Annotated in this window: 12 protein-coding genes; 3 read left to right on the forward strand and 9 right to left on the reverse strand. The window is 38.1% G+C overall.

The window, feature by feature from the left end:
• Nucleotides 1-2: 2 nt before the first annotated feature.
• Nucleotides 3-743, forward strand: coding sequence for an alpha/beta fold hydrolase (locus NSS80_RS01930; protein WP_252050076.1), 741 nt, complete (start codon nt 3-5; stop codon nt 741-743).
• A gap of 30 nt (nt 744-773) precedes the next feature.
• Here the strand turns inward: NSS80_RS01930 and NSS80_RS01935 are convergent, their stop codons facing one another.
• The 6 genes from NSS80_RS01935 to NSS80_RS01960 all read right to left on the reverse strand — a co-directional run bounded on the left by NSS80_RS01935 (nt 774) and on the right by NSS80_RS01960 (nt 5,571).
• The gene (locus NSS80_RS01935) at nt 774-1,313 is read right to left on the reverse strand and encodes a hypothetical protein (RefSeq protein ID WP_025092825.1); all 540 of its coding nucleotides are present in this window, start codon (nt 1,311-1,313) and stop codon (nt 774-776) included.
• A 20-nt stretch (nt 1,314-1,333) separates the two neighbouring features.
• Nucleotides 1,334-1,867, reverse strand: coding sequence for a stage II sporulation protein M (locus tag NSS80_RS01940; RefSeq protein ID WP_034622973.1), 534 nt, complete (start codon nt 1,865-1,867; stop codon nt 1,334-1,336).
• The gene (locus tag NSS80_RS01945) at nt 1,824-2,513 is read right to left on the reverse strand and encodes an ABC transporter ATP-binding protein (RefSeq protein WP_041116637.1); all 690 of its coding nucleotides are present in this window, start codon (nt 2,511-2,513) and stop codon (nt 1,824-1,826) included. The genes NSS80_RS01940 and NSS80_RS01945 overlap by 44 nt, the downstream gene beginning before the upstream one ends.
• An 8-nt stretch (nt 2,514-2,521) precedes the next feature.
• A complete protein-coding gene (locus NSS80_RS01950) occupies nt 2,522-3,946 on the reverse strand; it encodes a hypothetical protein (protein WP_041116639.1) in 1,425 nt (474 codons plus the stop codon).
• A gap of 64 nt (nt 3,947-4,010) precedes the next feature.
• On the reverse strand, nt 4,011-4,310 hold the full coding sequence (locus tag NSS80_RS01955) for a hypothetical protein (protein WP_024427284.1): 300 nt from the start codon (nt 4,308-4,310) through the stop codon (nt 4,011-4,013).
• A 346-nt stretch (nt 4,311-4,656) separates the two neighbouring features.
• Nucleotides 4,657-5,571 (reverse strand): DMT family transporter, encoded by a 915-nt coding sequence (locus NSS80_RS01960; protein ID WP_317222227.1) that lies wholly within the window; start codon nt 5,569-5,571, stop codon nt 4,657-4,659.
• A 129-nt stretch (nt 5,572-5,700) separates the two neighbouring features.
• Here NSS80_RS01960 and NSS80_RS01965 point away from each other — a divergent pair, with 129 nt between their 5' ends.
• On the forward strand, nt 5,701-7,038 hold the full coding sequence (locus tag NSS80_RS01965; protein ID WP_317222226.1) for a PLP-dependent aminotransferase family protein: 1,338 nt from the start codon (nt 5,701-5,703) through the stop codon (nt 7,036-7,038).
• Here NSS80_RS01965 and NSS80_RS01970 read toward each other — a convergent pair.
• The 3 genes from NSS80_RS01970 to NSS80_RS01980 form a co-directional block, all read right to left on the reverse strand.
• Nucleotides 7,035-7,727, reverse strand: a complete 693-nt coding sequence (locus tag NSS80_RS01970; protein ID WP_317222225.1) for a 4'-phosphopantetheinyl transferase superfamily protein — start codon at nt 7,725-7,727, stop codon at nt 7,035-7,037. The genes NSS80_RS01965 and NSS80_RS01970 overlap by 4 nt on opposite strands.
• Before the next feature lie 92 nt (nt 7,728-7,819).
• Complete coding sequence (locus NSS80_RS01975) at nt 7,820-8,410, reverse strand: hypothetical protein (protein WP_317222224.1); 591 nt, start codon at nt 8,408-8,410, stop codon at nt 7,820-7,822.
• An 84-nt stretch (nt 8,411-8,494) separates the two neighbouring features.
• Complete coding sequence (locus tag NSS80_RS01980) at nt 8,495-9,139, reverse strand: YitT family protein (RefSeq protein WP_039182975.1); 645 nt, start codon at nt 9,137-9,139, stop codon at nt 8,495-8,497.
• 545 nt (nt 9,140-9,684) lie between these two features.
• On the opposite strand from NSS80_RS01980, the gene NSS80_RS01985 reads away from it, so the two are divergent.
• On the forward strand, nt 9,685-13,287 hold the full coding sequence (locus NSS80_RS01985; protein WP_041116649.1) for an isopeptide-forming domain-containing fimbrial protein: 3,603 nt from the start codon (nt 9,685-9,687) through the stop codon (nt 13,285-13,287).

Below are 13,287 nucleotides of genomic sequence, written 5' to 3' on the forward strand. Positions count from 1 at the left end.
GTATGAATCAGTTATTGAAAACCTTTGAAAAAAAATCAGATCTCATTCAGCTTATTTGTTTTCCTTTTGCCGGCGGATATTCCGCCTCATACCGTCCGCTCTTTGAACAGCTAAAAGACGTGGCCGAAGTCACAGCAGCAGAGCCCCCAGGGCACGGCACCAATCTCATGCCGCTTGAATCAAGCATTGACCGGCTGGCAGAGCTGTATAAAGAAGGACTTACGGACAAATTGAACCGCCTATTTATTCTGTTTGGACATTCAATGGGAGGGCTTGTGGTATATAGACTAACCCAGCTGCTAGAAAAGGAAGGAATTTATCCTGCAGCAGTGGTGATCTCAGCCATTCAGCCTCCGCAAACAAAACGGCAGATGCTGACGCATTTATCCAACGAAGCATTTGTACAGCATATTGCCGAAATGGGCGGGATTCCAAAGGAATTACTAGAGAACAAACCAATGATGGATTACTTTACGCCATCATTGCGTGCAGACTACAAGGCACTAGAAACCTTCCAGCACACAGATCAATCGATTATCGACACACCTGTTTATTTATTCAATGGAAAGCAAGATGAGAAATGCATGCAGGATGCAAGCGGCTGGTTAAAATGGGCAAAAACCATCGAACGCACCAATTTCGATGGAGGCCACATGTACATCAACACACACCTCGAGCCATTTGCAGAGCAGATGAGACAGGTGATTGAGCTTACAGCCAAGCAACAATTGATCAAGAATTAAGAAAAAACGACCCATCAATAGGGTCGTTTTTTACTGAGGAATAATACTTGAAAACGCTGATATAGCTAATGAAAATAAGAATAATAAAACGAATGGGAGGTAAAATTTATAACTTCTATTTTCTTGATCTTTTAAGTAAGAATAGCACCACACACTAAATGCGACTATAACGAAAATGTTGATGTTCCATAAAAATGGAAGTGTAATCGTGCGTTCAGCATTAGATACCTTAAATAGGTATAAAATAATAACAATCAAGTTGCCTAGTAAAATGTAATAGTAAGCTAATATCCCTTTTTTAAAAATATTTTTATAGGAATCTTTTATTCCAAAAATAATAAAACTTAAAAAAATGACTAATGAAAAAAATAAAACTTCAATCATTGGCTTGAATATTTCTCCAATCACAGCAAGTGAAATACCTATCCACTTACTAACTTCAATTACATCTTGATTCCCTTCAAGTTGTAGCTCTAGTAGATTTTTATTTATTTCATCCATTTTTAATATAGAAAGGATGAAAGCTATTATACCAGAAAGCATACATACTAATAAAATGTGTTTTTTCATAATAGCACCCTTTAACAATATCAAATTTTTATAAAATAAAATTCAATCATCGAAGCAATAAATAATAAGAAAACACCGGTTATAAGCTGACTAGCATAGATTTTCCCTTTTGTTTTAAATGAAATTTTGTTTTTAGATATGATATATCCTATAATCTGTCTTGATATATCAAAAGAGACAAAATAAAAAAGGAACAAACCGACAATCTCCATCGGAGCGTGGAAAATAATATAGTATAATGCTATATCAAATCCATATATATAGGTATACGATATAAAAAATGCACCTAAGAAAAAACCATTTAGAAAAATAATCATGCTAGATAACAAACCTAAACTAACTATTCCAGATATTAATATTAGGAGTGACACAAAAAGATTATTAAAAAAAATGTCTAGATAGCTATGAATCTCAATGTTGTTTTTAAAATCTATACTATCTATAAATGTTGAAGCAAAAATACTTAAACTAAAACCTCCTAAAAATAATATGATAAAAACTGAAAAATTTTTAAGATAATTTTTCAAAAAATTTCTTTTCGAGCTGATCCTCATGAAAAGTCACTCCTGAAGATTTTTTTTCTGAGTGAATAATACTACCATTATCAATAAAAAGGATTTCATCACATAAGTCTGCTGCAAATTGAATGATATGTGTGGAGAGCAAAATGATTTTGTTGGCATCTCTGAAATTTCTTAAATGTTTTTTCATGTCAGCCATGTTAGTAGGATCAAGACCTGTAAATGGCTCATCTAATAAAATAATGTTTGGATGATGTAATATTGTTAATATAAAAGACATTCTTTGTCTCATACCTCTTGAAAGAGCAGAGGAACGGCGGTGAGTTTGTTCTTCTAATCCATATTTGCTCAATAAATCCTTGATTTGTTCATTTTCTAAAGGTTGTTCTACAAGCATAGATTGATATTTTACAAGTTCAAAACAGGTTAAGTTTTCAAATAGAGTTGGATCGTCTTCCATATATCCGACAGAAGAAAAATTTTGCTTACTATGATTTATTAATATTTGACCTTCATCAGGATTTATCAATCCAGCTACCATTTCTAAAATAGTCGTTTTTCCAGCACCATTTTTACCTAATAGTCCGATAATTCTACCCTCTTGGAAATGCATCTCAGGGATCATAACTTTAAAGTTAGACTCTTTGTACTCTTTAATTAGACCTTGAATTGATAACATACAATCCCTCACTCAAATAATGTTTTAAATGATTTGTAGTTTTTGTTGATTGTTCTATCCCAAAATTTAATCATTAAAAATAAAATGATGAATGAACAAGCAGCCATAACAGAATTTGTTAAAATGAAATATACTGTGCTGTATGAGGAAATCACTGATAAAGCTAGAATAAATCCATAACAAATATTTAAAGTCAATTTACTAAGAGAACTTGGAACTTGATAAACAAATTCCCAATTAAAATAAGGAAATACAACAGTAGAACCGACAGTACAAATACCGACGAGAATGCAAGTGTTTATTAAAGTAATCATCACGTAAAAAGGCTGATCTAGTTTTAATACAAAGCTTGAAAAAATGATATATAAAATACAAAAAAACAAGTGTAATATAATAGATAAAATTATCTTATTTTTAATTTTATTTTTCACTAAGTTAGGTAGATTCTGTTTTAAAGGAAGAATGGGTCCATCAATATCAAAAGAGACATATGGTTGTATTGCATTCGATATAATAATCATTGGAAAAATCACACTAAAAATAAACAAAAAATCATTTTCTATATTCAATGTTTCAAGTTGATTTGTATTAACACCATAAAGAATTAGACCAAATAACCCCCCAGATAAGGTTAATATGAATAATAATACTGACCATTGAATAGGAGGATTTCTCATGAGAAGCGTAATTTCATAAAACAAAATATGATTAAACTCTCTAGATGTTCTTTTTCGTTTTTCTTTTAATTCTTTTTGGGAATTAAAAATTGGTACATTACGAACATTTTTCTTCCAATTCATCAATAACAATAAACTAATGAATGTGAAGGTTAAAATAAAATATATTGAATAACTAGATAAAGAATTTGTTAATAAATTGAATCTAAATACAGTGAATACCCATAGAGCAATGAGGCCTGTAGTTATATAACCAATGCTCGATGAAATTGAGAAAAACTTTGGATTAGAAAGTAGCAACAAGACGTGTAATCTAAGTAAGTAACCTAAAATAAAAGAAGTGGCGGCGAGAGCTGCTATTGTAAAAGCTCCCTCATACCCATTTATAATTAAGTTTGCTAAGTAGGACCCTAATATGAAGAATAATACACCCATAATAGTGCTGAAAAACTTGCTCATATCTTTGCCGAAAATGTATTGATCAAGATGAACTTTTAAAATAGCCATCTGTTTTTTATCAGAGGAGAAAAGTATTCTCATCAAACTCTTATCAATATTAACTGTAAACATAAATATAAACAGCGATAAATAAATTATTGATAAATCCTTAACGAAAAAAGGAGTTAATATACCTAGTAATAGTGGTGTTATTATGTATAAAAAAGCAAAAAATACAAAAATGAGAGCATTTTTTCGATGATGTCTTCTTAAATCATTGATTAACAAGATTTTTGTATATGTTAAATATTTATGCATTTACAACACTTCCATTTTAAAGGTGTATAGAGAAGGCTGTTACACCTTCTCTATTAAATCTTTTTTAGAAAGAAATAGCGTATTTCACTCCGTATTTTCTAGCATAACTAATGACCAGAGAAGCAATAGCACCAAGTCCAAAAGTACCTAAGACAGCAGCAACAGCACCCACTGTACCTGCAGCATTTAGAATTGCACTAACAGAAGTTATAGCCCAGCCAGGTATTTGAGGATAGTTTGCTACTAGATTTGCAAAAGGTGTAACTGGTTCAAGAGTCAATAAAATCATAGTTGTCAAAGTTAGAGTGAAAATAAGACTCAAGCCTACAATTGCAAAAAATCTATTTTTTAAACTCAATTCCATAATTAACACCCCCTCCCTTGCTTATATGCCCATATTATACAAAAAAAGGATATTTAATAAATGGGTTTTTTATACTGTATTTTATTTCTCTGTAACGAAAGATTTAGTAGTAGTTTGATGGAATATGAGAAAAGGTAGTAAAATTACTCGAGAATTAATAGCCCATAAATCTATTTTTTATATTGATAATGACATTACTTCAGTAACTAGCTATGAAATACAAGGTGAAATCACTTATTTTATTAAATATGATATTTAATTTGGACGAAAAAAGAAGCTTATACAAGACTATCAACAATTAATAGGACATAAGAAAAGCGGCTCTCTATAAAGATGCCGCTTTTTCTTATGAATGCTGTTTCTTCACCACATTCCCGCCAATCACCCCGCCAATGACCAGCACCCCTCCGAGGAGATGATACCAATCAATCGTTTCGTGTAAAATGAGAACTCCGGCGGCGACCGTGATAAACGCGGATAAATTGTTAAAGATGCTGACCTTTGCCGCTTCTAGCTGTGAGAGTGCATAGTTTGATAAATATGCGGTAATAAGAGATGAAAGAATACCTAAAAAGAGCATCGACCATACAAAGGATGCTTCTGTAAATGGACTAAAAAACTGAGGCAATGACCCATTGATCGAATGCCGGATAAGCGCAGCGGCATTAAAAAAGACAAAGCCAAAGAAGGTCATCACAAAGGTGAGTTCGATCACATGGAATCGTTTTGTAATCACTCTGGCAAACACACTATATGCACTGGATGATAAGGCTGAAAGTAAAATCAGCACATAGCCGATGAAGTGAGAATGCTTGACATCAATTCCTTTCATGACAAAGAGAAGCATCACCCCGCACACAGAAAGGAAGGTAAACAGCACTTGTATCCATGTCGCACGTTCCTTTAAAAACCAGGCTGCCAGCAGCATCGTCAGAATGGGAATCGTCGCTTGAATGATGCCAGCCTCTGAAGAAGATGTATACATCAATCCCCACACTTGAAAAGCAAAGAACAAAACAGGGTAAAGCAAGGAAAACGGTACGATATAAATGAGATCACGCCATTGAATGGATATGCGATACTTTTTTCGTAGAAACGGATACAGCAATAAAGCGGCTGCAAAAGAAACAGTAAAGCGGTGTGCCAATAAATCGATTGGATTTGCTGATTCTAATGCTATTTTGACAAACAAAAAGGAAAAACCAATGATAGAGGCGTATGCGATCGCGGCAGCATACGCTTTTTGTTTTGACATCTTCATAACGTGACTCCTTACATGAGCATGCATGCTTCAAATGAATTGACCGGTTCTTTCTTCTATCGTAATCGGATCATCTAACGTGTACAATAAGAGAACATGATATCTGTACCGGTACAAGGAGGAAAAGGCGTGAGGAAATATGATCAGCTTGTCTCGAGTTTAAAAGAAAAAATGGATTCAGGTGAGTACAGCGCTGGAATGAAAATTCCCTCCATTCGCCACTTAGCGGCTCAATATGCAGTGAGTAAAAGCACTGTCATCAAAGCGCTGGAGACATTGGAGCGTGAACATCTGCTGTATTCTGTAGAAAGGAGCGGCTATTATGTCGTGAAAACGAAGCAATCAGCAGGTAAGCAGGACGGCACATGGATTGATTTTGCTTCATCTGCACCTGATCCCGTTGTGTTTCCATATGTCGATTTCCAGCACTGCATCAACCAAGCGATCGATTTATATCAAAATGACTTATTTATTTACGGCACATCCAACGGCTTACCATCCCTGCTGCCAGTCATTTCAAAGCGATTAATGGATTATCAAGTGTTTGCTCATCCAGAACAGATCGTCATGACCTCTGGTATTCAGCTCGCGTTATCCATTTTAAGCACCATCCCTTTTCCGAATGGAAAACAAACCATACTAGTCGAACAGCCGGGGTATCACTTATATCTCCAATATTTAGAGAAAAACCAATTGCCTGTACGCGGAATTCAACGGACGGAAAAAGGGATCGATCTGATCGAATTAGAACGTATCTTTCGAGAAGAGGAGATTCGTTTTTTCTATACGATGCCAAGATTTCAAAACCCGCTTGGAACGAGTTTATCAAAGCAAGAAAAAAGAGCGATTGCAGCCCTTGCTGAGAAATATGATGTCTACATTGTTGAGGATGATTATATAGCAGATTTAGAATTCGACACAAAAAGAGACCCGATCTATTCATACGATCAGGCAGGAAAGGTTATTTATTTGAAAAGCTTTTCTAAAATCATTTTTCCGGGACTGCGAACAGGAGCTGTCGTCTTACCTGAAGAACTGATTACACCTTTTAGCGAACACAAACGGCTGATTGATATCGACAGCTCCATGCTGTCCCAGGCAGCCTTAGAAATCTATTTAAAAAGCGGGATGTTTGAGCGGCATAGAGACAGAATGCGGGCGAGCTATCGAAACCGCTCCAAGCAGCTCGTGGCAAGTTTAAAAAATGATCAGAGCGCTTATCAGCTGGGAGAACAGGAGCCGGCTACCCATACACATGTACGTGTCGACCGGTCGATTCCCATGAACCAGCTCATTCAGCAGCTGAAAAAGGCATCTGTTTCCATTCAGCCAATTGACCGTAATTATCTGCAGGCCTATCAAAAGGACCCCATTCTTCAGCTGAATATCTGGCAGGTGAAAGAAGAGCAGATCACACGCGGAGTCGATCTATTAAAGACGGTATTCCAGCAAAGCACGCGTTATTAAAGCCGGGACAGTATATCACTGCAAGTAAGTCTCTCAACGCTTTCAGCCGCAGCAGACTTTCGTGTGCATACCGCCATTTGGTAGGCAGGGTCAAGTGAATATGTTTGAACAAAGCAAGGTGCTTCATGATCAGGTAATGTCAACGCAGCCTGTCCATCCTCTGACAGACGGGCAGTAAAGGACGACAGCCCATAGGATAATCCTTTTCCAGTCAGCTTGATAAAGGCCTCCTTCATTGACCATAGATGAAAGAAATAGGCTTCCTGCCGTTCTGCCGGCTGTGAGAGTAAATCCTGATACTCATCCGCTGAAAAAAATCGTTTGGCAATCGCCAGATCAATAGGTTTGATCTCCTCAATATCAATGCCCACAGGTGCATCATCTACTGCACAAACGACCCAATTGCCAGAATGAGAAAGATTAAAATGAAAAGAAGGAAGATGCCGGATAACAGGTTTTCCATTGCCCTCTGTTTCAAAAACGATCTGATCCATAGGCAGCTCGTACATATCATGGATCGTTTGACGAACCAGCACTTCACCTAATAAGGTTCTTCTTGCATCGATCAAAAAACGAAAGCGCTCAGTGGCAGCTCGCTTTTCAGATGACACAAAGGGTTTCAGACGCTCTATTTGTTGTCGTGCATTGATTTCATCTAAGTGTTGTAATTGGATAGCAAATATCTTCATAACGAACCTCTAATTTTTTACATTGATTGTACCATTGGAGAGCGACGCGCAAAAGGGTCCATTAACGTAAAAAGGCAGCGAGCCTCGCTGCTTTACGTCTGTTTCACGATGTGGACACCATTCGGATCAATTGTATTCATTTCATCAACATTCGTCATGTTCACGTCAAGCAGGGAAAGCCGTTCTCCTTTTTGCCAATGAATGGGCTGATTCAAAGGTGATAGCAGCTGATCGACTTTAGGTGTCTGTGACAAATCAAGAACAGCAATTGTCATAGCATGCAGCGCAGCGTTTCCATTTTCAATGACATCTGTACGGCGCTGTAATTCAAGCCTTAAACGAAGAGGTGTCGAAAGAAATGTTCTCCGTTCCCCAGCTTGGATTGGCCAGTTTAGTTTTTTAGCTTGTGCAAGCAGTAGATTATATTCTTCGTCTGAGACAAGAAAGCCGATGTGATCAAAAAGGACTTTTTTGCTATAGCCAAATGTGATATTGATCTGTCCTTTTCTCATTTCAATGATTCGAAAGGTCGGCTGCTCTTCTCTAAAATCATCCCATGTCAGCGGGGGATGAAAGGAACCATCCTTTGTAAAACGACCTTTAACCTCAAAGCCTAGCGAACGATATGTTTGTTCTGTCTCTTCGACAAATGGTGTCCAGTAATGATAGTGGAAAAGCTGCATGAGGTCTCCAACTCCTATGTGTGAATATTCTGTTTATTAATTTTAACACAAGAAAAGCCATTCTATGATAAGAATGGCTTACTTTCATCTTGTAAGGGTTTGAACAGGTTTCTCTGCTGTTTTTGTAATGAGCAGCTGCAGGAGCCGTGTCGATTGCGGCAAGGAGAAACGCAGGACAAGACCTGTGAAGATCGCAGTCAAAATCGTTCCAATGCCGATCGGTCCACCGAGCATCCATGCAAACAAAAGCACTGTTAACTCAATGCCATTTCGAACCCACTGAACGTTCAGCCCTGTTTTCGCTGAGATGAGCAACATTAATGAGTCACGTGGCCCAGCACCAAGATTGGCTGAGACATAAATGCCAACGCCGTATCCAGAAACTACAACACCCGTAATAAATACATATAAAGCCGGTAAATACCCATGTGGCGCAGGTAATATCGCATTAAAGAAATCAATAAACACGCCAATCAGCACCATATTCAGTAAAGCGCCGATCTTTGGAAATGATTTCGTAAAAACAGAAGTCAGTGTCACAATGAGTGCACCAATAATAATGGACCATTGTCCAATTGTGAGTCCAAAATGCTGAAACAGTCCGTAGTGGAAAGCGTCCCAAGGACCAATCCCAAGAATCTTCCCTTTCACTGTCAGCGATAGTCCAAAAGCTAGTACGATCAACCCAACAAAATAAAAAAACCACCGTAAAAGATGTTCCCGCTTCAAAAGCATTCCCTTCTTTCTTAAACACTCGATTTCCATCGTAACATACTCTCACACCCCTTTAAATGGCTTAGCCTAATTGTAATCGCTTACTTAAAAAATAATTTTTTCGAATTGTAAAGGTCAAAACGGCAAAACAAGTAGTATGACTTTCGGATTGTTTTTTTTGACAAACCAAGCCATTAATTTCCTATCTTTAAGAAAAAAAGAAAATAATTCAATATATTTTGCCAAAAAAATAATCTACACCCAATTAAAGAATATTTATCTTTAAATAGAAAGGATTGTATGTAATTCACATCATAAGACCTGTTTATAAAGATAGATATATGAGGGGATTTAAGATGAAAAAAGGCTATTTTTTTGGAAAAAACATAGACAGATCAAATGACGAGAGGTGTATAGTTCTAAAAGTCTATTTTTGTCGAAAATAGTCATTTAGTCATGTTGAGGCATTTCGAAAGTTACTGATATTCTTTACCAAAGTGTGGGAGGTGAACTGGTACATACCTTTATGATATGAAGCAGGGAAAAGAGGAGGTCAAAGAATGAATATATTGAAAAGAACGAGTCAATTATTTCTTATATTGGTGCTGATCGTTGGAAATCTATTAACGGTCTCACCAGCTGTTACGAAAGCCGCTGGGACGGTTGTTGTCAATAACACGGATTCTTATATTATTGGGAGTAGGCCACTGGTTCTTCAGCAGCTCGATGGAAATAATCCAACAAATGTAAAAGCTAGTGTAGAGGTGAAAGGAATCGATATGGGTGCAGTGAATGGTGTTGCTGTAAGTGATCGAGAAAATGTTGTGTATGCAACTGCAAATAGCACGACCCCTACTCTATATAAAATAAATGCGACATCAGGGCAAGCAGAGAGCGTAACCCAATTACCAGAAGGTGCTTCTAATGCCGTTGTGTATCAAGATAAATATATCTATTCTTATGCTTCTAATGGTGAGTATTTCCTTGGAACATACGATTTAGCTACGGGTCAAAAATCGTCTAAAAAAATTGTCGGATATGACATCGGGTCTGGCGTTGGCGGAGATCTTGTCGTTGATAAGGACGGCTATCTTTGGTTCGCATCAAATGGCAGTGGGGCCATTGCGCAAATGAACCCTGATACAGCAGAAGTCATTCGTGTCATTCCGATTAAAAATGCAGATGGTAAAACGATTGACGGAGGCGTTCGGGGGATTAGCTTTTTGCCCAATGGACAAATGCTATTACAGTCAGGATTAAATGACTCCATTGGCCATTCCACTCTTTTTACACTTGATGCGAAAACATTAAGTACAACATATATGGGCACTGTAGGTGATTCATTATCTTACGATTTAGCTTCGCGGGTTAAGCCAGAATTTGATCCATATCCTCCAGAGCTTGAATCGGATAAATCAGTTGTTTTACAGAAAAAAGCAGAGGGCAACACAGATGAGAAGCATCCAGAAGTAGGCGACACGTTACTTTATACAATTAAAGCAAAAAATACCGTGCAATATGGTATTGTCAAAAATCTGATCATATCAGATAAGCTGCCAAGCAGCTTAACGTATGTTTCAGGGTCCCTTAAGGTGGATGGAACGAGCGTAACAGATGCAAAAGATCAAGACAAAGGTGATTATACAAACGGCACTGTTTCAGGTCAAATAGGTGACGTGAAAGATACCGATTGGCACACAGTGACATTTGAAGCGACGGTAGGCAAAGGTCAGGCAGGCAAAGATATTCAAAATACCGCGAATGTCAAAGGGGAAAACGCACCTCCGGATGAACCAACAACAAACATAGAAATTTACCCGCGTGACCCAAAGCTTGAATCAAAAAAATCAGCGGTCTTACAGAAAAAAGCAGAAGGTAACACAGATGAGAAGCATCCAGAAGTAGGCGACACATTACTGTATACCATTCAAGCCCGTAATGCGATTGAAGACAGCGTCATTGAAGATCTTGTGATTTCTGACAAGTTACCTCAAGGGTTATCATATGTACCAAATTCACTTCAGGTAGATGGAAATCCAGTCACAGATGTAAAAGATGATGACAACGGGGATATGACAGACGGAACTGTCACTGGAACGTTCGGTGAAGTGAAAGATGCGAAATGGCATACAGTGACGTTTGAAGTGTCGGTTGACAAAGGTCAGGCAGGCAAAGATATTCAAAATACAGCTAATGTCACAAGCGGCAACACACCGCCAGACGAGCCGACAACAAAAACAGAAATCTATCCGCGTAACCCAAAGCTGACTTCTGAAAAATCAGCAGTTTTACAGAAAAAAGCAGAAGGTAACACAGATGAGAAGCATCCAGAAGTAGGCGATACCCTGCTTTATACAATTAAAACAAAGAATACGATAGAAGACAGTCTCGTTGAAAACTTAGTGATCTCAGATGAACTGCCGGAAGGATTGGCATATGTACCGAATTCACTTCAGGTGAATGGAGATGCAGTCACAGACGCAAAGGATGACGATAACGGAGACTTTACAAACGGAACCATCTCAGGACAATTTGGCGACATTAAGGATACAGATTGGCATACCGTGACGTTTGAAGTGACGGTTGAAAAAGGACAATCAGGCAAAGACATTCAAAATACAGCCAATGTCACAGGCGGCAACACACCGCCAGATAAGCCGACAACAAAAACAGAAATCTATCCGCGTGATCCAAAGCTTGAATCAGAAAAATCAGCGGTTTTGCAGAAAAAAGCAGAAGGTAACAAAGATGAGAAACACCCAGAAGTAGGCGATACCCTGCTTTATACAATTAAAACAAAAAACACGGTAGAAGACAGTCTTGTTGAAAATCTAGTGATTTCAGATCAATTACCAAAAGGGTTGAAGTATGTCACCGGGTCCCTTCAAATTGATGGGGAATCTGTCACAGATGTGAAAGACGACGATAGCGGTGACTACACAGATGGAAAGGTTACAGGTTCTTTTGGTGATGTGAAGGACACGGACTGGCATACTGTGACGTTTGAAGTGACAGTTGAAAAGGGACAGGCTGGTCAAGACATTCAAAACACAGCTGAAGTAACTGGCGAAAACACGCCGCCAGATGATCCAACAACGAAAACAGAAATTTATCCTCGTGAACCAAAACTAGCATCAGAAAAGGCTGCAAGTATTCAGAAAAAGGCAGAAGGCAACAAAGATAAAAAGACACCACAGGTAGGCGATACCCTGCTTTATACGATCAAAACAAAGAATCTTGAAGAAGACAGCATCGTCAACAATCTCGTGATTTCTGATGAACTGCCAGAAGGTCTTCAATATGTCGAAGGTTCACTAAAAGTAGATGGTCAAGCCGTCACAGATGCAAAAGATGATGACAACGGAGACTACACAAAAGGTACAGTCACCGCTCAATTCGGCGATATCAAAGATACCGACTGGCATACAGTGACCTTTGAAGCGAAGATTGCTAAAGGCCAATCAGGTAAAAGCATTCAAAACACAGCCAAAGTAACAGGCGATAATACACCGCCAGACGAACCAACAACCGAAACAAACATTGATCCAAGAGATCCAAAGCTTGAATCAGAAAAAACATCAGAAATCTCTCAAAAAGCAGAAGGCAATACCGATGAAAAAGAAGTACAAGTAGGCGACACCCTTCTTTACACGATCAAAACAAAAAATAATGTAGAAGACAGTGTCATCAAAGACTTAGTGATCGCAGATAAACTGCCAGAAGGTCTTGAATATGTCGAAGGGTCGTTAAAAGTAGATGGACAAGCTGCCACAGATGCAAAAGATGACGATAACGGAGATTACACAAAAGGCACAGTCACCGCTCAATTCGGCGATATCAAAGATACCGACTGGCATACAGTGACCTTTGAAGCGAAGGCTGCCAAAGGATCTGAAGGGAAAACCATTCAAAATATCGGAGTCGTGAAGGGTGAGAATGTAGATGAGCCTGACAAACCTGAAAACTCAACGACAGTAGAACCACCAAATGTACCAGAAGTCCCAGCAAATCCAGATCAACCTTCTGAGCCACAACAGGATACACCTGGACATCATCTTCCGAATACTGCAACTGCGATGTACAACCTTTTACTAGCAGGATTTGCACTCGTATTAATAGGTGCAGCCCTGATTTTTTGGAATAGAAGAAAAAGAAACGGATAA

It is taken from the genome of Bacillus sp. FSL M8-0350 (assembly GCF_038593345.1).
GTDB classification, from domain to species: domain Bacteria; phylum Bacillota; class Bacilli; order Bacillales; family Bacillaceae; genus Bacillus; species Bacillus safensis.